The sequence below is a fragment of the Victivallis lenta genome, assembly GCF_009695545.1.
In the GTDB taxonomy this organism is placed as follows: Bacteria; Verrucomicrobiota; Lentisphaeria; order Victivallales; family Victivallaceae; genus Victivallis; species Victivallis lenta.
This window is the reverse complement of record NZ_VUNS01000026.1, coordinates 38,272-62,303: the sequence shown is the minus strand read 5'-3', so window position 1 is coordinate 62,303 and position 24,032 is coordinate 38,272. Positions and strand designations below refer to the sequence as shown.

General features: G+C 63.9%; 16 protein-coding genes. 12 read left to right on the top strand and 4 right to left on the bottom strand.

Features of this window, described 5'->3' with window-relative positions; translation table 11 throughout:
* Window positions 1-182 precede the first annotated feature (182 nt).
* The 3 genes from FYJ85_RS18250 to FYJ85_RS18240 all read left to right on the top strand — a co-directional run bounded on the left by FYJ85_RS18250 (window position 183) and on the right by FYJ85_RS18240 (window position 5,534).
* Window positions 183-1,271 (top strand): substrate-binding domain-containing protein, encoded by a 1,089-nt coding sequence (locus FYJ85_RS18250; RefSeq protein ID WP_106052666.1) that lies wholly within the window; start codon window positions 183-185, stop codon window positions 1,269-1,271.
* Window positions 1,272-1,613: 342 nt separating this feature from the next.
* Window positions 1,614-2,321 (top strand): type II secretion system protein, encoded by a 708-nt coding sequence (locus tag FYJ85_RS24230; protein ID WP_106052667.1) that lies wholly within the window; start codon window positions 1,614-1,616, stop codon window positions 2,319-2,321.
* Between the two features lie 24 nt (window positions 2,322-2,345).
* Complete coding sequence (locus FYJ85_RS18240; RefSeq protein ID WP_154420024.1) at window positions 2,346-5,534, top strand: hypothetical protein; 3,189 nt, start codon at window positions 2,346-2,348, stop codon at window positions 5,532-5,534.
* On the opposite strand, the gene FYJ85_RS18235 is transcribed toward FYJ85_RS18240, so the two are convergent.
* The 3 genes from FYJ85_RS18235 to FYJ85_RS18225 are packed head-to-tail and all read right to left on the bottom strand — an operon-like array spanning window position 5,510 to window position 8,982.
* Window positions 5,510-6,700, bottom strand: a complete 1,191-nt coding sequence (locus tag FYJ85_RS18235) for a nucleotidyltransferase family protein (RefSeq protein ID WP_154420022.1) — start codon at window positions 6,698-6,700, stop codon at window positions 5,510-5,512. The two genes, FYJ85_RS18240 and FYJ85_RS18235, sit on opposite strands and share 25 nt — an antisense overlap.
* Complete coding sequence (locus tag FYJ85_RS18230; RefSeq protein WP_154420020.1) at window positions 6,690-8,390, bottom strand: ABC transporter ATP-binding protein; 1,701 nt, start codon at window positions 8,388-8,390, stop codon at window positions 6,690-6,692. Before FYJ85_RS18230 ends, FYJ85_RS18235 begins: the two co-directional genes overlap by 11 nt.
* Window positions 8,377-8,982, bottom strand: a complete 606-nt coding sequence (locus FYJ85_RS18225; RefSeq protein ID WP_106052671.1) for a S24/S26 family peptidase — start codon at window positions 8,980-8,982, stop codon at window positions 8,377-8,379. Before FYJ85_RS18225 ends, FYJ85_RS18230 begins: the two co-directional genes overlap by 14 nt.
* Window positions 8,983-9,144: 162 nt before the next feature.
* Between FYJ85_RS18225 and FYJ85_RS18220 the strand changes: the two genes are divergently transcribed.
* The 9 genes from FYJ85_RS18220 (at window position 9,145) to FYJ85_RS18180 (ending at window position 21,129) form a co-directional block, all read left to right on the top strand.
* Window positions 9,145-11,013, top strand: a complete 1,869-nt coding sequence (locus tag FYJ85_RS18220; protein WP_154420018.1) for a heparinase II/III domain-containing protein — start codon at window positions 9,145-9,147, stop codon at window positions 11,011-11,013.
* 301 nt (window positions 11,014-11,314) lie between these two features.
* A complete protein-coding gene (locus FYJ85_RS18215; RefSeq protein ID WP_206213299.1) occupies window positions 11,315-12,040 on the top strand; it encodes a glycerophosphodiester phosphodiesterase family protein in 726 nt (241 codons plus the stop codon).
* Window position 12,041: 1 nt separating this feature from the next.
* Window positions 12,042-12,833, top strand: coding sequence for an HAD-IIA family hydrolase (locus FYJ85_RS18210; protein WP_154420014.1), 792 nt, complete (start codon window positions 12,042-12,044; stop codon window positions 12,831-12,833).
* On the top strand, window positions 12,826-14,295 hold the full coding sequence (locus FYJ85_RS18205; RefSeq protein WP_106052675.1) for an NAD(P)/FAD-dependent oxidoreductase: 1,470 nt from the start codon (window positions 12,826-12,828) through the stop codon (window positions 14,293-14,295). The genes FYJ85_RS18210 and FYJ85_RS18205 overlap by 8 nt, the downstream gene beginning before the upstream one ends.
* Entirely contained in the window at window positions 14,292-15,548 is a 1,257-nt protein-coding gene (locus FYJ85_RS18200) for an NAD(P)/FAD-dependent oxidoreductase (protein ID WP_154420012.1), read from the top strand. Before FYJ85_RS18205 ends, FYJ85_RS18200 begins: the two co-directional genes overlap by 4 nt.
* 4 nt (window positions 15,549-15,552) lie before the next feature.
* Window positions 15,553-15,915, top strand: a complete 363-nt coding sequence (locus tag FYJ85_RS18195) for a DUF1667 domain-containing protein (RefSeq protein WP_154420010.1) — start codon at window positions 15,553-15,555, stop codon at window positions 15,913-15,915.
* Between the two features lie 21 nt (window positions 15,916-15,936).
* Window positions 15,937-16,695, top strand: coding sequence for a glycerophosphodiester phosphodiesterase (locus FYJ85_RS18190; protein ID WP_106052678.1), 759 nt, complete (start codon window positions 15,937-15,939; stop codon window positions 16,693-16,695).
* A 1-nt stretch (window position 16,696) separates the two neighbouring features.
* Window positions 16,697-17,920, top strand: a complete 1,224-nt coding sequence (gene sbcD / locus FYJ85_RS18185) for an exonuclease subunit SbcD (protein WP_154420008.1) — start codon at window positions 16,697-16,699, stop codon at window positions 17,918-17,920.
* Entirely contained in the window at window positions 17,917-21,129 is a 3,213-nt protein-coding gene (locus tag FYJ85_RS18180) for an AAA family ATPase (RefSeq protein ID WP_154420006.1), read from the top strand. Before sbcD ends, FYJ85_RS18180 begins: the two co-directional genes overlap by 4 nt.
* Before the next feature lie 117 nt (window positions 21,130-21,246).
* Here FYJ85_RS18180 and FYJ85_RS18175 read toward each other — a convergent pair whose 3' ends face one another.
* The gene (locus FYJ85_RS18175; protein WP_154420004.1) at window positions 21,247-23,973 is read right to left on the bottom strand and encodes a glycoside hydrolase family 38 N-terminal domain-containing protein; all 2,727 of its coding nucleotides are present in this window, start codon (window positions 23,971-23,973) and stop codon (window positions 21,247-21,249) included.
* Between the last annotated feature and the right edge of the window lie 59 nt (window positions 23,974-24,032).

The following is a 24,032-nucleotide window of genomic DNA, read 5'->3' as shown; positions in this document are numbered from 1 at the left end:
CATATCCCTGCCGGACAAGCAGATCGGAACAATTCGACACAATACCGCGACAAAATGTCCCCCCGGCTGTCACACACGTTTCTCTCCGGCCCGGCAAAAAAAGCGGATTTTTTCCGTATCACTATTGCATTATTGTGAAAAATACACTATAATATACATAGAAGCACACAAAAGGAAACCGCATGGAACAGGCGATTCTGAAAACCGACATTCTCTACGACCAGCTGCGCCGGGAGCTTTCGAAATACGCTCCGGGCGACAAGTTCATCACCAGCCGCGAAATCATGAAGCGCTTCAACGTCAGCCAGCTCATCGTGGACCGCACCGTCGTGAAATTCCGCACGGCCGGCCTGCTGCGCGTCGTACCGGGGCGCGGGACGTTCGTCACCGAGGAAGTCGGGCGCCTGAATACGGAAATTCCTTCAACCTTCCTCTTCGCGGTCCCGCGCTGGAACTCTTCGGACCTGACTCTGATGGAACGGCATCTCGCAGCCGTGCGGGAGAAATACCTGCCGACCCGGATTCTCGTCCACTCTTACGATTACAGCGAACGCGTTCCGGCCCGCCTGCCGCTCGAGGAGGAGAACGTGGCCGGAGTCGCCATGCTCACCAGCGCGGATTCGTGGGACTCCGCCGCACTGCGGAAACTCGAGGAATACGCCTCGCGCGTTCCGCTGGTCATCATGAACCGCCACCGGGGCGACACCAGGCTGCTGTCGGTGGGTGTCAACGACACGTTTGCCGGAAGCCTCGCCGCGGATCATCTGTTTCAATACGGGCACCGCAGCATCGCCGTACTGGTTTCCGAACCGCCCAACGGCGTGATCCGCGAACGCCTGAACGGAGTCCTGACCTACGCCGAGCTTCACGGCATGAAGTGCAAAGTGCTCGATTGCGGCGTCCGTTCCGGCGATTACGCGCCGGACAAAACCTATCGCCACTTCGCCGGAGTGCTGAAGCGAGGAATCGATTTCACCGGGCTGATCGGCATCGCCGACTCCCTCAGCGGAGCGGTCAACGCCTGCCACAACGCCGGAATCCGGATTCCCGAAGAACTCAGCGTCGTCAACATCGAACCGGGACAGTCTGCGGAAATCCATCATCCTCCGCTCGATTGCGTGGACGTCAACCTCGAAGGGCAGATCGACGCGATCCTCGAAATCCTGAGCCGTCCCGACCGGTACGCGCCGGACAACAACCCGTTCGAATACTTCAAACCGGCCATGGTCGTCAACGGCTCCGTGCGGAATCCGGCACAATCTGACGTATAATAGTTAGTATGTTATATAGCCGAGCAGGTGTATTTTTTCTTTAATATCCTCCTGTTTAAATAGTTATTGTCTTTCGGCAAATCCGGGTGCGGGCGGCTCTCCTGTTTTTTCGGCCTCCGGCGGCTGCAATGTTCCGGCTGCATTCAGTTCGCAGGCTCCGCACGCTTTGTCCGAAGCTCCACAGGGAATATCTTCCCCGCATTCCGTTTCTTACACTCATGCGGCGGGCATGTCATCATGCAGCAGCCTCCGCCCGTACTTTTGGCCGGGACTGCCACGCCGCAATACATTTTCCCCTGTATTCCGCTTCACTTATTAACTATTATCGGACGGAGTACAATTATGCAGAGAAAAAGCTTCACCCTGATCGAACTTCTGGTCGTTATCGCCATCATCGCAATTCTCGCCTCCATGCTGCTGCCCGCACTGCAGCAGGCGCGGGAGCGGGCTTACAGCACAAGCTGCATCAGCAATCTCAAGCAGCTCGGAATCGGTTTCCAAATGTATTTCGGCGAAAATCAGGATTGCGTTCCCTACGTCGCCGACAACGAAGGCAACATCAACGCGGGACAACCCGTCTGGTTCAGGATGATCGGCTTCAAACCCGAAAACGCCGCCAACCGCAATCTGCTGTTCTGCAAGAAGGATGCAAAAAATATGGCATATGGAACCGGAGACTCCGCCGTGACGGAAATGCAGACGGGCTACATCAGCTACGGGTTTCCGTGGAGAATCTACAACCGCTGGTTCGGCCCGGTCAACACCGGCAAGATCAAGCGGACTCCTTCCCGGCTGATTCTGCTGACGGACTCGATCGCAACGAATTCCGACCGCGGATATTACGTCATCCACTCCAACCGCGACAACGAGGGAGCCGACCCGCGCCACTCCGGCGGCTGCAACATCCTCAATTTCGCCGGCAATGTCGATACCGTCCGGGCCCCCACCAAATCGATCCTCTACAACGATGAACGGCTTGGAAACTTTTTCTTCAACGGCACCGTTTCCACCACCAGCCCGAACCGCTGGGATTTCCGCAACAACAAATAACCCTTCACTGCGAGTCGATTCACCATGAACAAAATCCTGCTCTGCGCCGCGGCGTTCGCCGCCGCCCTGCTGCTCCCGGGCGCCGGGACTCCCGCCGCCGCTCCGAAAACTGCGCCGGACTTCCCGCAACAGGCCGATCTCTGGATCAACGGCGGTTCTCCGGTCAAAACCGATATGGGCCGGGAACGGGTCGCCGATTCGTTCTCCGGGACGATCCTGCGCAAGCTGGACCGGCTGCCGGAAACCGGAGAATTCTCCGCCGTCTACGAGTTTCAGGTCTCCCGAACCGGTGAATATGACTTTTTCGCGGCCCTGATCGCACAAAAACGTCCGCACTCCTCCCCGGTCGAATTCCGCTTCGACGGCGACGGCTGGCGTGAAGCGCCGGCCACTCCCCCCGGCGCGCCCGCATGGGGCGTATCGAACGCCGTCACCTGGACTCCGCTCGGCAGCCGGAAGCTCAAGGCCGGAAAGCATACGCTCTCTTTCCGCATCACCCGCCGCGCGCAGCTCGGCAGCTGGAGCTTCATGTGCGACGGCATCGCCGGCTTCCGGAAAGGAGTCTGGAAAAACGCCTCCATCGACGGCTTCCGCGCTCCCGCCGACATCACCCCCGGAACGACAGCCGTCGTCACCTATCGGCAGGCCGGAGAAGCATTCCCGGCGGAACTGCGCCTGACCTTCGCGGGGGAGCCGGCCGTCTCCCTCGGCGTCATGAGCCGGAATGGGGAAAACCGTTTCCGGATCGACCTGCCGGAACAGCTTCCGCCCGGCCGTTACCGCTTCGAACTCGTCCCTCTCGACGCTCCCGGCACGGCACTCGCCGGAACCGGGGCCGAACTGCCGCGGCCGCCCGTGCCTCCGCCTGCCCGGCTCGCATCGGCCGAACTCGACGGCTGCCGGTATGCGCTGAAATTCGAAGAGGGGCGGACCGCCCCGGTCCTCGCCATGGCCTTTGCGGAGGACGGCAAACTGTACGGCGCATTCCGCCTTGATGCCGCCGCGGGCGACCTCCCCGAAGCATTGACGGAACTCGCCCGCGGCCGGAAGATCGAAGTCCGGTTCCGTCCCCTTCCGGCCGCGGACGGAAACCTCGTTTCATGCCGGCTGGCACTGCCCGGACCGGCCCGGAAGCTGCCGAAGCCGGTCAACTACGGCGGATTCACGGACCGCGACGGAGTGCTGCACACCTGGTACATGAACCGCGAATTCGAATATATCTTCGATGGAGAACGCTATTTCCCGGTCGGCGGCATGTGGTGCCCGGACACTCTCATCAGCCCGGACAACGATCCGGCCGGAATCGCCGCCCGGCTTGAAAAGGACCTTGCCACCCTTCGCGCGATCAGGCAGGGCGGCCTCGACGACGTTTATCTGAATCTTTCGACCCAGGCGCCGCTCCGGGTCCGCCAGCTCTTCATCGACATGCTCGAACGCGAAGGCATTCACTACGGCTACCAGTTGACGGCAGGCGGCGGAAGCGCCATCCCGAGCTTTTTCATCACGCGCGACCGGCCTGACGCCCCGGGCAATTACCGCGGACTCACGCGCGGCACCTACGCCTCCGGCAGAATAACCGGCCGCTTCCCGGCCGAACAGAAGCTTGCGGGCCTGCTCGTCGTCGATCCGGCCCGGCCGCAGAACGGCGCGAAATTCGCGGCCTTCACCGACAAGGTCGGCAAAGACCTGCGCCACGGCATCATCGATCTCGAAACCGAACAGGATTTCGACAAGCTGCGCGAAATCACCTTTCCGATCGAACTCGATTCGCCCGACAACAGCGAAGTCATTCTCATCCCGCTGCTGGAATCGAAAATGCACCATGAGAACCTCTGGGACGCGGAAGAGTTCGCCGCGCTGAAAAAACGTCTCTCCTGGATCGGCAGGATCAGCTGGGGCGGAAAGCTGCGTTTCTTCGTCGACCCGATCAGGAACGAGACCGACATGGTCAACGGCACCGAAAATCTGCGGCAGTACACGCCGGCAATCAACCGCGCCTTCGCGGAGTACCTGAAGAAACGCTACCGGACCGTCGGCAAGCTGCGGCAGGAGTGGCACATCCCGGCCGGTTCCTTCGAGGAGGCCGCCCGGCTGATTCCGCTGCGCACGGACCGGCGCTGCTTCTGGATCGACCCCGAAACCGGCAGGATTCTCGAGGGAGACCCAGACCGGACCTTCGCCTGGATCGACTATCAGGAGATGATCCGCATCACCTATGCCGCGCTCGCCGACGAAATCGCCGCCTATCTGAAATCGCTGGTGAACGTGCCGGTCGTCTTCAAAAGCGTCGGGGTCATCGGGGAGAAGATGAACGTCAGCCGCCGCTACCTCGGCTACGACGGCGTCGGCTTCGAATGCTACCTGAACCAGGGAATCCCGGGCGAAACCGGCGGCGGCGCATCGCGCGCCGAAGCCGAAGCCTCGGAACATACGATGTGGAAGGTCGGTACTGAAATCGGCCACAGCGCGGCGGTCGGCAACGACGGAACGAAATTCTTCAGAGACGAAGCGGAACTGCGCGGCATGGCCGAAAATCTCGCGCGGCTCGGCGTCAGCGGCTTTTATTTCTTCGGATTCGACCTGAAACCCGGAAACCTCTGGAGCAACCACAACTACCACGATTTCCCGGAAGGACTCGCCTGGGCCGCCCGGATCGACCGGGAATTCGCCGCGCCCGGCCGGAAGCCGGTCGCCGCGACGCCGCGGAATTACGTGTTTCCCGGCGGCAGCACCTGGTGGTGGTGGATCACGCGCCACATGGCGTTCCACGGCCGGGAACAGAATCTGATTCCGCAGTCGGCGCGCCTCGCGGCGAAACCGCTCGAATGGTACAGCTCCACCAACACCCTGCCGGAAGAGTTCGACGCGGTCATCATCAACTGCCCGAATCCGCCCTTCTCGCGTTATTACGCGGAGGAGATCGGGCGGGCGCTCGAAAGCGGCAGGCCGGTCAGCTACGTCGGGAGCCGTTCCGACCTCGGAACGATTCCCCGGCTCGACCGCTTCTTCACCGAAGAGACGATCCGGTTCGCGGACGGCTCAACCGCCCAGGTCCTGAAACCGCTGCCGGGTGCCGTCATCCTCGCGGCGGAAAACGGCAAAGCCTGGGCGCTCCGGGCCGGAAACCTGACCATCGTCAGCCGGACGCCGGACAAACCGCCCGTAAACCGCGCCGACGATTTCCTGCGCTATCTGTCGGAGTTCCCCGACTGACCGTACCCGTCAAGACGGCGGGCGAGGCGGCGCCGGATCCGTCCCGCCTCGCGTACGGCCTCCGGGGGGACGGTTCCGAAAAAGCGGCAGAGCAGCAGCAGCTTTTCGCCGACATCGCGCCGGTAGCAGCGGAGAAGCTCCCGGCGCGAAACATGGTCCGGCAATCCGTACTTTTCCCGCAGAAAGGCGGGAGTAATCAAACTCCGGCGCGCCAGGAAACGAATCTTCCCCCACGCGCCGAGCGGCCGGAACGTCAGCTCAAGCCTCAGCTGCCGTTTCGACGAAAGGGCGGAAAAGGAGCTGCCGCCCAGCTGCCGCAGATCGTCGAGGAGCTGCCGCGGAAACGTTCCCCGGAACAGCCGCTCCCCTTCCGGGAAAAAATCCGGGAACGCCTCGAAAATCAGCGCCGGGTCGGTCGGCAGCCGCAGCTCCCGGCGCAGCTCCGAGATGCGCCCGGCCGAAAGGCGGTGTTTCTTCTGCAGAAACCCGAGATCGAGCAGCCGCCTCGGAAGCCCCAGCCAGCCGTCATGACGACAATGTTCAAGCAGAATCAGCCAATGCAGCTCCGGTTCAAAACTCGCGGACCCGTCCGGCAATTCGCGGACGAACTTTCCGAAGGCCGGAGGCTCCGGCCGGTTCCGGTACGGATGAAACGGGTTCAGATGAATCTCGGCCATGCGGCCGTCCCTGTTGTACAGCGCCGGCAGATGGTGGTCCGGCGCAATCCCCGGCATGGTTCTCCACTCTCCCTCCGCCTGCAGCGCCGCGTGAATCTCCCGCACGCCCTCCGGCAGCCAGAGATCGTAATCCCCCTTCGCCCGCAGCACCGGTGACGGGTACGCATGGTAGGCGAGATACGCCCCCTTGAGCGCCACCGGGCGGCCGCCGAGCTCCGCAATCCTCTTCCGCAGCCGGTTCAGCGCGACGCCGTAGCCGAGCTCCCAGGCCGAAACGGCATGATAGGAGCGCCCGAACTCCTCCCGGAACTCCGACGGCAGCGCGTTGCGGAAAAAATAGTAAAAACAGTGCGAGAGCCGATGCGCCCCGGCCTCCCGGCAGAGCCTCCGCTTCTCTTCGGCGGAAAGCCGTTCGAAACGGGCGGCGGGGTCCGGGGCGAACGCCATCCAGCCGAGTGCGGCGAAAAATCCGTCACAATCATTTCTCATAAATCCGTCCTTCCTTCAGCTCAAGACGGCGCTGCGCCCGGCGGAGCGTCGACTCACGGTGCGATATGACCAGCACGGTGCGGCCGGCAAGCAGCTCCAGCAGAAAATCCATCAGTTTCTCCTCCGTTTCGCCGTCGAGGCTGGCCGTCGTCTCATCCAGAATCAGGATATCGGGATCGCGCAGGATTTCGCGCGCGACCGCGAGCCGGATCCGCTCCCCGACCGAAAAGTTGACGCCGTTCTCCTCCAGCGGGGCATCCCGGTCGCACTCCGGCGCATTCAGCCTCGCCCCGAGGCCGACAAGGCCGATCACCTCCCGCAGGCGCGTTTCCGGAACCGGCCTGTCTACTCCGAGCAGCAGATTCGCGGCGAGCGTGCCGGTCAGAAACTCGCCGGTCTGACCGATATAGCCGATCCGCCGGCGCAAAGCCCGCAGCCGGTACTCCCCGGCCGGACGGCCGTCGATCAGGATTTCGCCCGATTCCGGCCGGAAGAAGCGCAGCAGCAGCCCCGCAATCGTACTTTTTCCGCCGCCGCTCGGGCCGCAGAGCGCGACAACCTCCCCCGGACGCAGCTCAAACGAAAGGTCCCGCAGCACCGGAACTCCGGGCAGGTAGCCGAAGCTGACGTGCCGGAATTCGATGCGCCCTTCGAGCTTTCCGGGTTCAACGCCGTTTTCAAGGTTCTCCTCGGGCAGCAGGCGGTCAAGCTGCATGACCCGGGCAGCGGCCGCGGAGACCGAATGGAACTGGATCAATCCGCCGCACAGCAGCTGCGACGGCGTGAACACATAGTCGAGCGCCCGCAGGAGCGCCCAGAGCCCGCCGAGCGTCCACCGCCCTTCGAGGATCATCCAGACGCCGGCCAGCAGCAGCGCGCCGCGGCAGCCGCCCGGAATCACCCGGAGCAGAACCCGGAACCGGCAGCCGAGACGGAACCGCCTGATCCGCAATATCATCTGCTGTTCGAACTCCCGGCCGAGCCGCTCTCCGCGCTTCTCCTCGGCCGCGCTGCTCTTCAGCAGCCGGATTCCCGAGAAGGTCGACTGCAGCGTGCGGGAGTTCGCGGCATTCGCCTCGCTGACCGCCAGGCCGACCCGATAGTGATCGCCGCGGAATTTCCGGTAGGCGAGAAGATACAGCGGCAGAATCAGGACGACAACGGCGCCGACCCGCCAGTCAAGCACGAACAGCAGCGCCAGCCCGCCCAGCAGCCGCAGCGCCGACGACAGAATGCCGGTCATGCCCGCCGAATACAGAAACTGCATTTCGTCGATATCGCGGGTCAGACGCCCGGCCAGATAGCCGCTGCCGTGGCGATGGAAAAACGAAACGGGCAGATCCAGAAGGCGGCGGCTCAGCCGGGTTTTGAGCGTCATGGTGATCCGGGCGCCGATCGAATTCTCCCCGATCGACTCCCCGGCGGTGCAGAGCCGGAGCAGCGCCCCGGTCAGAACGGTCAGAATTCCCCAGAACCAGACCTGCGGACGCTCGAGCGCGGTGAGCGTATTGATGAACTGCCGCTGCACGAGAGGTTCCAGATAAGCGAACGACGCGCCGAACAGCAGCAGGGCGCCGATTCCGGCGATCCGCCATGCATGCGGCCGCAGATACGGTTTCAGAAAGGTGAAAAGTTCGCCGGCGGCGGGCGGCGGCGGCTCCGGCAGTCCGGAATTCTTATTGCCGTCCATGCTCCGCCCCGTCTCCCGGAACCGGATAGAGCCGGTTCAGTTCATCCGCCGAATAGAAAAAACGCCAGCCGCGCCGGAGCCGCCAGCCTTCGCCGTCCGCCCGGCGCACCGCCGCAACCGTATCCCCGGCATACAGCAGCCCGCGCCCGGCGCGCGAAACCAGCCGGAGGCCGGGCCGGAACGGCCGCAGAAGCGGGCGCAGCCGTCCGCCGAGCGCGGAAACGACGCCACGGCAAAAACGGCGGAACCGATTGATGCGGAAAACGATCCGGCCGACTGCACCGCCGTGCACCCGACTGCGCCGCCCGCGACGGACTCTGGCCGCAACCAGCATCGGCATCTGCTCCGGCGTGACCGGCAGCCGGTCCGGCCGGGCGTTGTTGTCCCCCTGCGTGCGGAAAGAGTTTTCCCCGCAGCCGACGATGCGGTGCACCACGCGGGTGCGGGAGCCCGGCGGCAGAAAACAGATCACGTCGCCGCGCTTCAAGGAGCGGAACGGCTTCGGTACCGGCAGCAGCCGGTCCCCGGCGCGAAATACCCGGAGCATGCTGCCGCCCCGGTAATAAAAACCGCCGTTGATCCCAGTTTTCAAATCGATATCCTCCTGACCCGGCCCTGCCCGATGAAAACAATATACATTCTCCGCCCGGAAAAATCAACCGGGCAGCCGGATGCGCCGTGGCAATTCCTCCGGACCGTGCTATAGTATTCTCCGGCAACCGGCAACCGACAACCTGACCGATGAGGGAATACGATGCTGAAGGAAATCTTGTCTCGCACGGAATTGATCGAACGGCTCAACGCTCCCGAACACCCGCGCTGCTATCCGCCCGGCTCCGACCGGGCGCGCTGGGCGCGGCTGCTCGATTCGCCGGTCCGCAGGGCGTGGGCCGAAGAGTATCTCCGCGCCGCCCGGCAGCTGAAGGACCGGCACGGCGGCGAACCGCTCTACCCGCAGCTCAGCGCGGCCGACGCGCTCGCCTTCATCCGCAACGGCAACCGGGTCGATTACGAAGCGGGCTATTTCCTGCGCCGGTCGCGCCTTTCGCTGTTCACGATGGCCGAGTGCATCTCCTGGAGCGGGGAATTTCTTCCGGAAATCATCGAGGGGATCTGGCAGCTTCTCGGCGAACTCTACTGGGCGCTGCCGGCCCACTGCAGCTACCTGCCGGGCGATCCGATGCCGCGGCGCGACAAGCCCGCCGCCGACCTGTTCGCGGCGGAGACCGGCGCGATCCTCGCGGACCTCGTCAACCTGCTCGGCGGCAAACTGGCCGAGGAGTCCCCCGAGCTGGTCAACTGGCTCCGGGCAACCGTGATCGAACGGGTCATCGACCCTTTGAAATTCGAACCGTGGTGGTTCGGCGGGGCGAACAACTGGACTCCGTGGTGTTCGGCGAACGTGCTCGACGCCGCCTTCACCTTCCTGAACGGAGAGCCCGTCAGGCAGGCGCAGATCATCGAAATGCTGCTCGGCCCCAACGACCGGTTCATCGCGAACTACCCGGAGGACGGCGGCTGCGACGAAGGCCCCGGCTATTTCCAGGTTTCGGCGCTCTGCCTCATGCAGTTCCTCGACGAACTGAACCGCCGCACCGACAATGCTTATCTCGACGTCATGCGGCAGCCGAAGCTGCGGAACATGGGCGAATATATCGTCAAAGCGCACCTGACCGGCCCCTGGTTCCTGAGTCCCTCCGACTCGACGGCGAAGATGACGCCGAACGCCAACGCCGGGCTGCTCGCCCGCTATGCGGAACTCTCCGGCAGCGAACTGCTTGCCTCCTATGCGCGGGAAGCGCTTTACGGATTCGGGCCGCGCCGGGAGCCGCTTCCGTGCGGAGCAGAGAAGAGTCCCCTCAAGCTGAACGACGCCATCCGCAACTTCTGCTGGGCTCCGGCGGGAGACGCCCGGCGGAAGGTCCGTTATCCGGCGCTCGGCGCGCTGCCCGACCTTCAGCTTTTCGTACTCCGCGAGCAGCCGGAGAATGAGTTCCGGGGAACCATCCTGACTTTGAAGGGCGGCCATAACGCGGAAGGGCACAACCACATCGACGTCGGCCAGTTCGAGCTGTTCCGCGACGGCGCGCCGGTCATCGTCGACACCGGCACCATGTGCTACGACCGCTTCACCTTCAACGAACGGCGTTACGAGCGCTGGTGCTACAACGCCGAGGGACACAACCTGCCGCAGATCAACGGAGTGGTCCAGCTTGACGGCGGTGAGTACAAGGCAACGGTTCTCGCGGCGGAGCCGGGATGCGTCGAACTCGAACTCTGCGACGCCTATCCGGCCGGCTCCCGCATCGCAAGCCTGATCCGCAAAGCCGAGCTCTGCCCGGACGGCGCCGCGACGATCACCGACACGCTCCGCCCGGCAGGAATCGCCGGAACGGTCCGCCTGCCGCTCTACTCCGCCGTCGAACCCGTGAAACGGCCCGACGGCAGCTGCCGCCTCGGTTCCGTCGAGCTCCGGACCGAAGGGATCGCCGTCGAATCGGTCGAAGTCATCGAGCTGACCGATTCACGGCTGATCCATTCGTGGGGCAGCCGGCTCTACAAACTCGTCCTCACCGGAAAGCAGCCGGAGTGGAAGCTTCTGTTCTCCCCCGTCCGCTCCTGACGGAAGCGGGAGAACGGCAGGCGCTGTTTCCGGCCGCGGCAATGCGGCCTGGAAACGGCGCTTTTTTATCCCCCGGCAACCCGGAAATCGAGACCAGGACTGCCGACCAAACCGGGCGCAGCGCCGGCGCGCCTTCAAGACGGACGGAACCGGCAGTCGTTATCTATTCGAGCCTGGTCAGCCGAACTGCGGCCAGAAGTTATCCGCAAAGTTTTCGCGCTTTTTTCCGGAACCGGCATTGACATGCTTCACAACAAAGTTTATATTGAGTAAACTTCAATGTAAACAACGGAGTATCGACGTGACTGTTCTGAACAATGGAGTGACCGGCCACCGCGGAAATCCCGAAGCGGCGCCGGAAAACACGCTGGCCGGCTTCGCAAGCGCGATTGCGCTCGGGGTCGATTTCCTGGAGACCGATGTGCACGAAAGCGCGGACGGCGTGCTCTTCCTCTGCCACGACGCCACGACCGGGCGCACCTGCGGCACCGACCTCGCAATCGCAGAAACGGAAGCGGCCGAGCTGAGGAAGCTCAATGCCGCCCATTCGTTCCCGTCGGAGCGTTTCGCGCCGATTCCGACGCTCGGTGAGCTGCTCGCGCTCGTCGCGGCCAATCCGCACATCCGGCTTTCGCTCCAGCCGAAATGCCCGGCGGTCGGTGCGATCTGCGCAGCGGTGGAGCGCGCCGGGCTCGCCGGCCGCATCGCCTTCAACGACGGGAACTTCGAGCTGCTTATGGAGGCGAAGGAGCGGTTGCCGGAAGCGCTGATTTTCTACGATACCCGGGATGTCGAACAACTTGAATCCGGCATCGGGAAAGCGGTTGCCGCCGGCTTTTACGGCCTCGTGGCCCATCAGGACAGCCTGAACCGCGAACGGGTTGCGGCGATCGCCGAAGCAGGGCTTGAGCCCGGCGTCTGGACGGTGAACGACGAAACCGCCATGCGCCGCTTTCTCGACATGGGCGTCTACCGCTTCTACACGGACTGCCCCGCGCGGCTGCTGAAGCTGAAGGAGGGCCGCTGAAATGCCCGGACGGCTGAAACAGGTCCGCCAGGTCTTTCTCGACATGGACGGAACCATCTACCACGGCGAGACGCTGTTCCCGACCACGATCCCGTTTCTCGATTTCCTGAAGGAGCGCGGAATCGGCTATGCGTTCCTCTCCAACAACTCCTCGTTCAGCACGGCGGAGTATGTCGAAAAGCTCCGCGGGATGGGCATCGAAAGCGGGCCGGAGAATTTCTACACCTCGACCTGCTACACGATCGACTATTTGAAACGCAAGTGTCCGGAAATCAGGAAACTCCACCTCTTCGGAATGCCCTGCATCCGGCCCGAATTCGAAGCGGCCGGCTTCGAACTGACCGACACGGAGCCGCAGGCGGTCGTGGTCGCGTTCCACCGCGACTTCCACTACCGCGATCTCTGCCGGGCGGCCTGGTTTCTGCGGCAGGGGGTGCCGGGCTATGCGACCCATCCGGACGTCTTCTGCCCGACCGACCTCCCGACCTGGCTGCCGGACTGCGGCGCGGTCACGAAATGTCTCGAAGCTTCGACGAATGTGAAACTCAAAGTGCTCGGCAAGCCCGATCCCGGCATGCTCGTCGAAGCGGCGGCCCGCCGCGGCGTCGGAACCGGCGAGTGCCTGATGGCCGGCGACCGGCTGGCAACCGACATCGCGCTCGGCGTCAACGCCGGAGCGCTGACCTGCCACATTCTCGCCCCGGGCGCGGATCTCGTTGTGCCGGAGGGAATCCGCCCCGATTATCAGGTAAATAACCTCGGTGAACTCAAAAGGATCTGGGAACATGTATGATGCAGTCATTGTCGGCGCCGGAGTCTCCGGCGCGTCGACCGCGTGGCAGCTGTCGCGCTATGACCTGAAGGTCGCGCTGGTCGAACGGTGGGCCGACGTCGGCTTCGGCGTCTCGAAGGCGAATTCGGGGATCATCCACGGCGGTTTCCACCACTCGGCGCAGAAGACGCTGAAGGCGAAACTCGAAATTCTCGGCAACCTGATGTTCGACAAGCTTCAGTACGAGCTGGATTTTCCGTTCCACCGCAACGGAATTCTCGTCGTCGCCTTTTCGGAGGAGCAGATGCCGACCGTCCGCAAGCTCTATCTGCAGGGACTCGACAACGGCGTGCGGAATCTCGAAATGTGCGGCCGCGACCGCCTGCTCGAGCTCGAACCGAAGCTGAATCCCGAGGTCGTCGGCGGCTTTTACGCGCCGAACGGCGGTACGATCGAACCGTACCGCTATGTGTTCAGCCTGGTCGAAGCCGCGAAGCGGAACGGCGTGGAGCTCTTCTGCAATTTCGAAGCCGTCTCCGGCGAATACAGAAACAACCACTGGACGCTGACCGCCGCGGACGGACGGACGGTCAAGGCGCGTTACGTCGTCAATGCGGCCGGGCTGTTCGCCGACAATGTTTCGCACATCTGCGGCGCGGAGGAGTTCAAGATCCACGCCCGCAAGGGCGAAGAGTATCTGCTCGACCGCAACTCGAAGGCGCGTCCGCAGCGGGTGGTGTTCCCGGTTCCGAGCCGGGAGTCGAAAGGAATCCTCGTGATTCCGACCGCCGAAGGCACCACGATGATCGGCCCGACCGCCGATCCGGCCGAAGACAAGCTCGACACGACGACGAGCGCGGACCATATGCAGCGGATCGTTTCGCTCGTGAGCCGGATGGTCAACGGCATTTCGACCCGCGACGTGATCACCTCGTTCGCCGGGCTGCGCCCGGTGCTCGACAGCGAGGACTTCTATATCGACCTGTCGAAAAAAGTTCCTCATTTCGTGCAGGTTGCCGGAATTCAGTCGCCGGGGCTCACGGCCTCCCCCGCCATCGGGGAGTATGTGAAGGACCTGCTCAAGCAGGACGGCCTCGAACTGGTCGAAAAGGAGCGGATCGAGTACCGGAATCCGCCGCGCCACGAGCTCCGCAACGAGACACCCGAGGCGCTCGACCGGCTCCATGACGCCGATCCGGCCTGGACCCACATGGTCTGCCGCTGCGAAAAAATCTCCGAGGCTGAAATCGTCGAAGCGGTCCGCAAGGGGCACACGACGCTCGACGGCGTCAAGTTCTACACGCGGGCCGGGATGGGCCGCTGCCAGGGCGGTTTCTGTTCGGCCAGAATCATGAAGATCATCAGCCGCGAAAGCGGCATACCGATGGAGGAGCTGACCAAGAAGGGCGGCAACAGCCGCCTCCTCGGCGGCAGGCTCGGTGAAATCACCGTCGACACCAGTGAAAAGGAGAAGGCAGAATGATCCAGCAGGAAACCTGCGACGTCGCCGTGGTCGGAGCCGGCGCAGCCGGACTCGCCGCCGCGGCCGAGATTGCGAAACATCCGTACCGGACCGTCGTCCTCGACCGCGAGGAGCAGCTCGGCGGCATCCTGCGCCAGTGCATCCACAACGGTTTCGGGCTGCGCTACTTCAGGGAGGAGCTGACCGGGCCGGAATATGCCGACCGGGTCGTGGAGCTGGCTTCGAAACCGAATGTCGCGTTCCGGACCGGATGCACTGTGACGGAGATCAGGCGGCTGCCCGACAGCAGCTTCGAACTCATGACGCTGTCGGCGGCCGACGGAGTGACGTACCTGAAGGCCCGGGCAGTTTTCCTCGCCATGGGCTGCCGCGAGCGAAACCGCGGCAACCTTGCGATTCCGGGCAGCCGTCCGGCGGGAGTTTTCACGGCCGGGGCGGCCCAGAAGCTGCTGAATACGGAAGGAATGCTGCCCGGCCGGAGCGCGGTCATCGTCGGTTCGGGCGATATCGGGCTCATCATGGCGCGACGGCTGCGCTGGAGCGGCGTCGAGGTCAAAGCCGTCATCGAGATCATGCCGTATCCGTCCGGCCTGACCCGCAATGTGGTCCAGTGCCTGAATGACTTCGGAATTCCGCTGTACCTCGAGCATGCCGTAGTCAACATCGCCGGAAGGGAACGAATTCAGCATGTGGACGTCGCCCCGCTCGACAACGGCATCCCGCAGCTTGACCGGCAGTTCCGCATCGGCTGCGACACCGTGCTCTTCTCGGTCGGGCTGATCCCCGAGAACGAGCTTTCGGTCCGGCTCGGTGTCGAACTCAACCCGGCGACCGGCGGAGCGGTGGTCGACGCGAATCTGCAGACCAGCGTGCCCGGCGTCTTCGCCGGCGGCAATGTGCTGCACGTGCACGACCTTGTCGACTTCGTCTCCGAGGAGTCCGCCGAAGCCGGGCGGTCGATCGTGAAGTACCTCGCCGGCGAACTCAGAAGCGAGGAGAACCGCGCCGCGGTCGAGTCGAATTTGAAATATGTGATTCCGAACCGGTTCAACCACGGCGAAAAGTGCACCTTCTCGTTCCGGCCGCTCATCGTCAGCGACGCCGCCACACTCGAAGCAGAGCTGAACGGCCGGCCGATCTGGAAACGCAAATTCACGTACATCAAGCCGGCGGAGATGCTGAAGATCGACCTCTCCGCCGAGCAGCTGAACGAACCCGGAACGCTCGTGTTCCGGCTGAAGGAGGAGGCGTAAGAGTATGGCAAAGAAACTGATCTGCATCAGCTGCCCGATCGGCTGCCGTCTCACGGCGGTCCGGGAAGAGGGTTCCGGCGAATGGAGCGTTTCCGGCAACCGCTGCCCGCGCGGCAGAGTCTATGCGCAGAACGAACTCACCGATCCGCGCCGGGTCGTGACCGCGACGGTGTCCGGCAATTCGACGCTCATGCCGCGCATCCCGGTGCGGACGAGCGAGGCGTTGCCGAAACGGCATATCGACGCTCTGCTGAACCGGCTCTACCGGCTCAAAGTCGAAATTCCGGTCAAAAAGGGCGAAGTCCTGATCCGCAACGTGGAAAACAGCGGAATCGATGTTATATTTTCCTGTGATTGTCTGAAATAACCAAGGGAGCTTTGACCGATCATGGCTGTCAGAATCGTGGCGCACCGCGGCGAATCGCTGATCGCGCCGGAAAACACGCTGGAGTCCTTCACGCTGGCCTGGGCGCGCGGCGCCGTCTGCATCGAAGGCGATTTCCACCTCTCGAAGGATGGCGAAATCATCTGCATGCACGACGACAATCCGCTGCGCACCTGCGGCGTGGACCGCCCGGTCTCGGCGATGACGCTCGCGGAAATCAAGGCGCTCGACGCCGGCGTCAGGAAAGACGAAGTCTGGAAATACACCCGGGTCCCGACGCTCCGCGAGGTGCTCGAAACCATGCCGGAATACGGCGAAATCTATATCGAACTGAAAAGCGTCGGACCGATCGTCGACGCCCTGAAAGCGGTTTTCGCCTCCGGCCCGTGGCGGCCGGAACAGCTGACCTTCATCGCCTTCGACGAAGCGACCATCTGCGAGGTCAAAAAACTGTTCCCGGCCCATAAAGCCTACTGGCTGACCTGCAACTGGACCGGCGACTGGCAGAATCACGGAGAGGCGGAACTTTCTCCGAAAGAACTGGCTGCCAAGCTTCAGGAGCTCGGCGTCGACGGCGTCGACATCTGCGCGACGGATTTCCTGACCCGCGAGTACGGCGATGCGCTGCACGCCGCAAACCTCGGTTTCCACGTCTGGACCGTGGACGATCCCGCTCAGGCGAAGCGCATGGTCGAAATCGGCGTCGACTCGATCACGACCAACCGCGCGAAGGTCATCGCAACGGAGCTTCAACTGATCTGATATGAGACTGCTGCACACGTCCGACTGGCATCTCGGCCACCTGTTCTGCGGCCGGCGCCGGGACGGGGAGTTCCGCGACTTCCTCGCCTGGCTCCTGGAGCTGATCGCCCGGGAATCGGTCGACGTGCTGCTGATCGCGGGGGATCTCTTCGACACGAACACTCCCGGAAACGCCTGCGCCGGAATGTACTACGACTTCCTGACCCGGGTTCGCCGCGAAAGCGGCTGCCGCCGGGTCGTCATCACCGGCGGCAACCACGATTCCCCCTCATTCCTGAATGCGCCGCGCGGGCTGCTCGACGCGGCATTCGACATCAAGGTGTTCGGTGAAGCGGCGGAAGATCCTGCCGATGAAGTTGTTCCGGTGCCTGACGATGCGGGGGTTCCGGCGCTGATCATCGGCGCCGTGCCGTACCTGCGGGACGCAGATCTGCATATCTCGAACTGGGAGGAGAGTCCGGCCGAAGGAGACGCCGCCCGGCGCCGGGGATTCCGCGCACATTACGCCCGGGTCGCCGAAGCGGCCGAACGGCTCCGCGCCGGGAGGCCGATTCCGTTCGTGCTGACCGGACACTTCGCGGCGGCGGGCGCTCCGGTTTTCGAGGGAGACGGCGTGCGGGAGTTCGTCGGCGGGCTGCGGCAGGCGGACGAAAGCGACCTGCCGCCGTCGGCCGACTATATCGCGCTCGGACACATCCACCAGTCGCAGCGCATCGGCGGAAAAGAGCATATCCGCTACTGCGGATCGCCGCTGCGCATGAGCTTCGCCGACACAAAGCCGCGGGAGCTCCTGCTGGTGGATTTCGACGGGCGGCAGGCCGAAGTGACGCCGGTTCCGGTGCCGCAAACCCGGGAGATCCTGACGCTGCGGGGAAACTGGGAACAGATCGCCCCCGAACTCGAAGCGCTCCGGGAACGGCCCGACGAAGTGTTCTGCCGGGTACTGGCCGCCGATCTTCCGCCGCACGCGCTCGCCGCGGCGCTCGGCAACATGTTCGCCGACAGGCGGCACAACTACCCGCTGGTCGCCCGCTCCCTCGTCGCGCCGCACGAAACGGAGCGCGAAGTCCGGAGTGTGGAAGAGCTGCGGACCATGACCGAAACCGAGGTGTTCCGGCTGCTGCTCGACCGGCGCGGCATCACCGGCGAAACCGAACGCAGACAGCTCATCGACGCCTTCCGGACACTGCTGGCCGAAATGAGGGAACGGGAGAAACAGCCGTGAAAGTCGAAAAAATCCGCCTGAAAAACCTCGCATCCCTCGAAGGGGAGTGGGAACTCGACCTGACCGGCCCGGCCTACTCCCGCAACGGTATTTTCGCAATCACCGGCGCGACCGGTGCCGGAAAGACCACGATCTTCGATGCGATCCGCCTCGCGCTCTTCCGCCGCACGAACCGGCTCGACAGCTTCGCCGGGGAAAACGAGATCATGACCCGCGGCACAGCCGAATGCATGGCGCGGATTCAGTTCAGCATCCCCGGCGGCCGTTATGTGGCGACCTGGCACCAGACCCGTTCGCGCGGCAGGGCCGACGGGCGGCTTCAGCCCGACCGCCACACGCTCGAGCGCATGAAACCGGACGGCTCGCTCGAACTCCTCGCCGAGCGGCGCAAAGAGACCGAAAAAGCGATCCGCGCCCTCATCGGCATGGACTTCGAACACTTCTCGCGGGCCATGCTGCTGCCGCAGGGGGAATTCGCGATTTTTCTCAAGACCCCTCCGGCAGAGCGCTCCGACATTCTCGAACAGATCACCGGCAGCACGGTCTACAAGCAGATATCGGCCGAAGCCTATGCGAAATATCATCTGATGCAGGAGGAGCTCGATCGCCTGACAGCCGGAGCGGAGGCGATCCGGCTGCTGCCGGACGAAGAGCGCGACGCCCTCGCCGCGCAACGCGCCGGGCTGAGCAAAGAGGCCGCCGGCCTCGCCGCGCGCGCCGGGGAACTGGAGCGCGCCGTCGACCTCGCAGGCCGCCTCGCCGGACTCCGGACGGAGCGTTCGAAGCTCGCAGCCGAACTCGAAGCGGCGGATCCGGAGCTCGAAACAGCCGCAGCCGCAGCCGTGGAAGCCAAAAAGCATTACGACGACGCCGCCGGACGGCAGGCGGCCGCGCGTCCCGCCATCGCCGCGGCGCGGCTGCTCGACGCCGCCCTGCTGCGCGGCGAAGAGGAACTCCGGAAGCTGGCCGACGCCCGCCGCGCCGGGGAAACGGCGAAACGGGAGGCGGACCGGGAACTCGAGCTCCTCCGGCAGAAAATCTCCGGAACGGAAAGCGAGCTCGCCACCGTCACTGCCTACTTCGAAGCCCGCCCGGAAGAGAATCTCCGCCTCGAACGTTACCCGGTCTGGCTCGACCGCCTGAAAGCGTCCGAAAACAATCAGTCGCTCCTCCGAAAAGAGCTTCGGCAGGTCCGGGAGGCCGAAACGGCGCTGGCCGGGCTTGCTCAGCGCCGCGATCCGCTGCAGAAGCGGCTTGCCCAAACGGAGGCCGGGCTTGAGCAGCTCCGGGCGGAACGGGAGCAGCTTGGCGGCAACGCCGACGCCGGTGCCGGGACGGTTCTGCAGCTGACCGTCCGCAAACTCAAGCTCGAAGAGCTCTCCCGCCTCGCGGCGGAGCAGGCGGAGCGCCTCCGGCAGCTCGATGAAGCGGCGCGGCGGAAAAACGAGCTTGCGGCGGAACAGGAACAGATCGCCCCCGCCCGCGCCGCACTCGAAACGGAGCTGGCCGGGCTCGACGCCGAAAACCGCATCCCGAACCTCGCGGCCGAACGCGCCGCGCTGCGGGAGGGTTCCCCCTGCCCGCTCTGCGGCGCCACCCATCATCCGCATGCCGGAATACCGGCGCCGACCGCATCCCGCGCCCGTGCGGAAGCGATCCGGACGAACCTGCAGGAGCAGCAGATCCGGCTCGCGGCGATCTCCGGCGAACTGCGTTCGCTCGACGAGCAAACGGTCCGGCTGCGGATCGCAGCAGCAGCGGCGGCGGAACGCCTCCGAACCGAATGCGGTTCTTCCGATCCCGCGGAATTCGCCGGAAAGCTGTCGGAACAGCTCCAACGCTGCGCGGACGAACTCGAAGCCGCGCAGCGCCTTCAAAACGAGCGGACCCGCCTCGAAAACGCCTTCCGGAAACTGGAAATTGAAAAACAGAAGAACCGGGACGAACTCATCGCCACCGAACACGAAACGGCGCTGGCGGAGCAGCAGCTGGCCGCGCTCCGCCGCCAATTTGAAGAGACCCGGCGCCGGCAGAAGGAGTCGCTGGATGAACTGCGCGCCGAATTCACCCGTTTCCACCTTTCATGGAACGACCTGTCGCAGCTCCCGGATGCTGTCGCAGCCGTGGAGGAGATGTTCCGCCGCAGCCGCGACATGCAGGAACGGGCATCCGGGGCGGCGAGCCGCCTGCGCGAAGAACAGAATGAATTTCAGCTGCGTTCCGGCTTCCGCGAAGAGCGGATCAGGCGCCTCGCCGAAACGGCGGCGGAGCACGAGAAAAAGGAAACGGAGCTTCTTGCATTGCGCCAGGAACGCGCCGCGATGCTCGACGGGCTCCCGGCGGACCGGGCCGAGCGGCAGCACGAAACCGCCGTCGCCGCCGCGCGCCGCGCCTTCGAAGAGGCCGAGGCGGGGCTTCAGCGGAAACGCGAGCTCCACACCGTCCTCCGAACCCGTTTCGAGGAAACGACACGCCGGCTGACCGCAGCCGAAGCCGAGCTGGCCGCGCTCCCGGCCGATTCGCGGCTCCCGGAGGAAAAAAGCGCCGAAGCCGCCGGACTCCGGGAGAAAGCGCGCAGGCTCGACGAGGAGGCCGGCGCGCTCGGGCAGAAACTCGAATCCGACCGTGAAGCGAGGGGGCGGCGGCAGGCCGAAGAGGCGAAAATCGGCGCCTTCCGCAGCGAAGTCGAGCGCTGGCGGCTGCTCAACGAACTGATCGGCAAACAGGACGGCGGCAAGTTCCAGCAGTTCGCGCAGTCGCTGATCTTCGAACAGCTGATCGCGCTGGCGAACCGCTCGCTGCGGAAATTCACTGACCGCTACCGGCTGGTCAGCATCGAGGATTCACCGCTCGATTTCAACGTCATCGATCATTATCAGTGCGACGAGATCCGTTCGGTGCGGAACCTCTCCGGCGGCGAAAGTTTTCTGGTCAGCATGTCGCTGGCGCTGGCGCTGTCGCAGACGGCCGGCGAAAAGCTGCGGATCGACACGCTCTTCCTCGACGAAGGCTTCGGCACACTGGATGAGGAAACGCTGTCGCACGTCCTCGCACAGATCCAGTCGCTGCAAAGCGAAGGGAAGCTGATCGGCATCATCACGCATGTTCCGAACATCGAGACCTTTGTGCCGCTTCAGATCAGGCTCGCTCCGGCAGAAAGAAGCGGCCGGAGCCGGATCACCGGCCCCGGCGTCTCGGCCCTTTCCTGAATGCGGCGGGAAACCGCAGACGGGAGCAACCGGGTCCGGATGATAAAGCCCCGCTCCCGCAACGAAACAGGCAAAATCAAGCCGCCGGCGCGCGGGAGGCTCTTTCCGGCCAACGCGTCACTGCCCGAATTCGAGCTTCAGCGTGACGATCTCGCCCGGTTTCGCGGTCACGGCGAACTCGCCGCCGCCGAGCTCGCTCACCTCCGTTTCGTCGAGGCGGCAGAGTACCGCGCGGCTCACAGGGCGCGCCGTCGAAACCGCCGCCGAACGCATCCCGCGCTCGAAATTGACCAGACGCAGGATCACCGCGCCCGGCGCACCGTCCTCCGCCGGCTTCAGGCTGGTGAAGGCGAGCCCGCCGGAGACGGTGATGAAGCTCTCTTCATTCCGCCCGGCGATCTCTTCCGTTTTGAGCATATAGTTCGACACCGGCGCGCGCAGCTCCTGCATGCGCGAAAAGAGCTCCGTAAAGCAGCTCTCCGGCCCGAAGCAGTCGAGCGCATATTCGAAACAGCGGTCGCCCTGCACCTGCCCTTCCGTCTCCCCGTTGGTCTGGACGGTGCGCCCGAAGGCGCGGAGCAGCGTGATGACCAGCGACCCGTTTTCATCGGTCAGGGCGCCGCCCTCATGGATGCCGCCGCGCGACAGGAACGCGATCCCGCCCTTCTCGTCGCGCTTGCCGAGAACGCCGTCGAAGTTCTTTTCGATCATCTCCGGCTCTCCGAACGACTCCGACCACTTGCCTTCCGTCCGTCCGGCCGGACGCTCCAAGTGCGCAAAACTCTGGCTCAGGAAATAGTCGCCGGAAATCCCGGTCGGAACCAGCAGCTGGAGCCGGTAATCGCAAAGATTGTTCCGAACCACGGTCCGGCAGTTCGCCACTTCGCTGCCGCGGTCGATGGAGATTGTGGTGACGATTTCAAGCGTAACGATTTCGTCGCTCTCCGCAAGTCCGGCATACGCCTCCCGGTTCGTCCCTTCGCAGCGAAGCGCGCGCGGAACGTCATAGCGGCGGGTGATCTCGAACTCGGCACGGATCGGACCATCCTGGGTCAGAACGACTTGCGCGTTCCCGGCCCCGCACACGCGGCGGTTGCCGACGGGCCGGACATGATTCCAGCCGTCACCGATCTCGCGATCGATGCGGAAGTCGTTCATCCTCCGATAACTGCGTTTGCTCCGCAGGTCGGTCAGGTCGAAGGTGCCGTCCGGGTTGACATCGAGCCGGATCAATCCGTTCGAGGCTGAGAGCGGCGTCACGGTCAGCGTGTCGAAGCTCCGCATGAATGCGTCGGTGGGCCGCACCTCGATGCCGCACCAGCCGCACGGCGGCAGTTCCGGCGCGCAGATGACCGTATAGATGTCGTACCGGCGGCTGTCCTGCCGGTAGAATGCACGCAGCTGATTGCTGCGCACCGATTTGAGCTGATACTGGATTTCATTCCCGGCAGCATCGTAAAGCCGGAAGCAATTCAGAAACTCATACCCGAACAGCTCCCCCCGGCGCTTCGGATACGGATAGGACGCATGGGCCGGGAACGGCAGCTCAAGCTCCATCGTCCGCCGGACCGGACGCGGCAGCGGGTTGAACAGCCGCAGCGTGTAGCAGCCGTCCGCGGCGACCGCCTCGCACTCCTTGTCGTCCTTGAAATTCTGCCGGATGCTCGCATAAATATGCTTCCCAGTGATGCGGGCGCGGTCGATGAGCCGGAACTCTTCGTCCAGCATCCGGTCCAGATTCCGCACTTCGTCGTAGCGGCAGAGCATCGTGCGGTGAACCTGATCGACCGAACAGCCGCAGATCGAGTCGTGCGCATGATTCTGCAGAAAATGCTTCCAGGTGTAACGCAGCAGCGGCAGCGACTCCACATCCCCCGCCGCCGTCCGGATCGCCATTTCCGGTTCGACGGAGAGTTCCAGCTCATTCTGACACAAATCATTCGCCCGCTTGAGGTCGCAGCGGGAGCTCAACGTCGAGCTGATCTGCCCGCCGCCGTTGCGTATCCCGTCGGCCGGGTAGATCTGCTCGCCGACGATCACCGGCAGCGCCTCCGCACCGAATTCGCGGTCGAAGAGCTCCGTGTAATCGGTATGGATGATCTCCGCCTCCGGATAGAGCTCCCGGATGCAGCGGAACATCTTCTCCGTCTCTCCAAACGGCGTCGCGTGGTCGAATGCGTCGGAGAGGACGAAGACATCGCCCCAGTTTTCGGTATCCTCCTCGACGAACTTCCTGAACTTCTCCTTGAACGCCGCCTCGTCGAGAGGCACCGGCAGCATGCCGCGCACATTCAGCGTAAAATCCGAATAACCGGACCATCTCGACAAATTCAGCGTTTTCAGCCGCGTCCCGTCCGGGCTTTCCCACAGGACGAAATGGCCGCCGTCTTCACCGCGCGTTCCGCGCCAGACCACGGCGCCCTCGAAGCCGAATCCCGCAAAGATCTGCGGCAGCTGGGCGATGTGTCCGAAGATATCGCAGGCATAGCCGACCGGCCACGCCCGGGCGCCGTATTCCGCCGCAATCCGGCGGCCGACCTGCAGATTCCGGATCATCGCTTCACCGGAAACCAGAAACTCGTCCGGCATCACGTACCACGGGCCGACGCTGAGCCGGCCGCTCCGGATCAGCTCCTCAAGCTTCGGTCTCCAGTCCGGCCGGATCTCCGTGATGTCTTCGAGCACGATCGTCTGCCCGTCGAAGGTGAAACGGCGGAACTCCGGCTCGGTGTCGAAAATCCGCAGCAGCTCACGCGCCGCGTCCACCAGATACTTGCGGAATTCCTGATACGGCTGGTACCATTCGCGGTCCCAATGGGTCGAGTTGAAATAATAGAATTTCATGATTTTCTCCGGGGTTTTAAAAAGTATAATCCCGGATTCGGCAAATTCCAGCCCGGAAT

Coding starts and splice junctions, on each gene's coding strand:
- FYJ85_RS18250 (WP_106052666.1), top strand. CDS start 183: ATGGAACAGGCGATTCTGAAAACCGACATTCTCTACGACCAGCTGCGC.
- FYJ85_RS24230 (WP_106052667.1), top strand. CDS start 1,614: ATGCAGAGAAAAAGCTTCACCCTGATCGAACTTCTGGTCGTTATCGCC.
- FYJ85_RS18240 (WP_154420024.1), top strand. CDS start 2,346: ATGAACAAAATCCTGCTCTGCGCCGCGGCGTTCGCCGCCGCCCTGCTG.
- FYJ85_RS18235 (WP_154420022.1), bottom strand. CDS start 6,700: ATGAGAAATGATTGTGACGGATTTTTCGCCGCACTCGGCTGGATGGCG.
- FYJ85_RS18230 (WP_154420020.1), bottom strand. CDS start 8,390: ATGGACGGCAATAAGAATTCCGGACTGCCGGAGCCGCCGCCGCCCGCC.
- FYJ85_RS18220 (WP_154420018.1), top strand. CDS start 9,145: ATGCTGAAGGAAATCTTGTCTCGCACGGAATTGATCGAACGGCTCAAC.
- FYJ85_RS18210 (WP_154420014.1), top strand. CDS start 12,042: ATGCCCGGACGGCTGAAACAGGTCCGCCAGGTCTTTCTCGACATGGAC.
- FYJ85_RS18205 (WP_106052675.1), top strand. CDS start 12,826: ATGTATGATGCAGTCATTGTCGGCGCCGGAGTCTCCGGCGCGTCGACC.
- FYJ85_RS18200 (WP_154420012.1), top strand. CDS start 14,292: ATGATCCAGCAGGAAACCTGCGACGTCGCCGTGGTCGGAGCCGGCGCA.
- FYJ85_RS18195 (WP_154420010.1), top strand. CDS start 15,553: ATGGCAAAGAAACTGATCTGCATCAGCTGCCCGATCGGCTGCCGTCTC.
- FYJ85_RS18190 (WP_106052678.1), top strand. CDS start 15,937: ATGGCTGTCAGAATCGTGGCGCACCGCGGCGAATCGCTGATCGCGCCG.
- sbcD (WP_154420008.1), top strand. CDS start 16,697: ATGAGACTGCTGCACACGTCCGACTGGCATCTCGGCCACCTGTTCTGC.
- FYJ85_RS18175 (WP_154420004.1), bottom strand. CDS start 23,973: ATGAAATTCTATTATTTCAACTCGACCCATTGGGACCGCGAATGGTAC.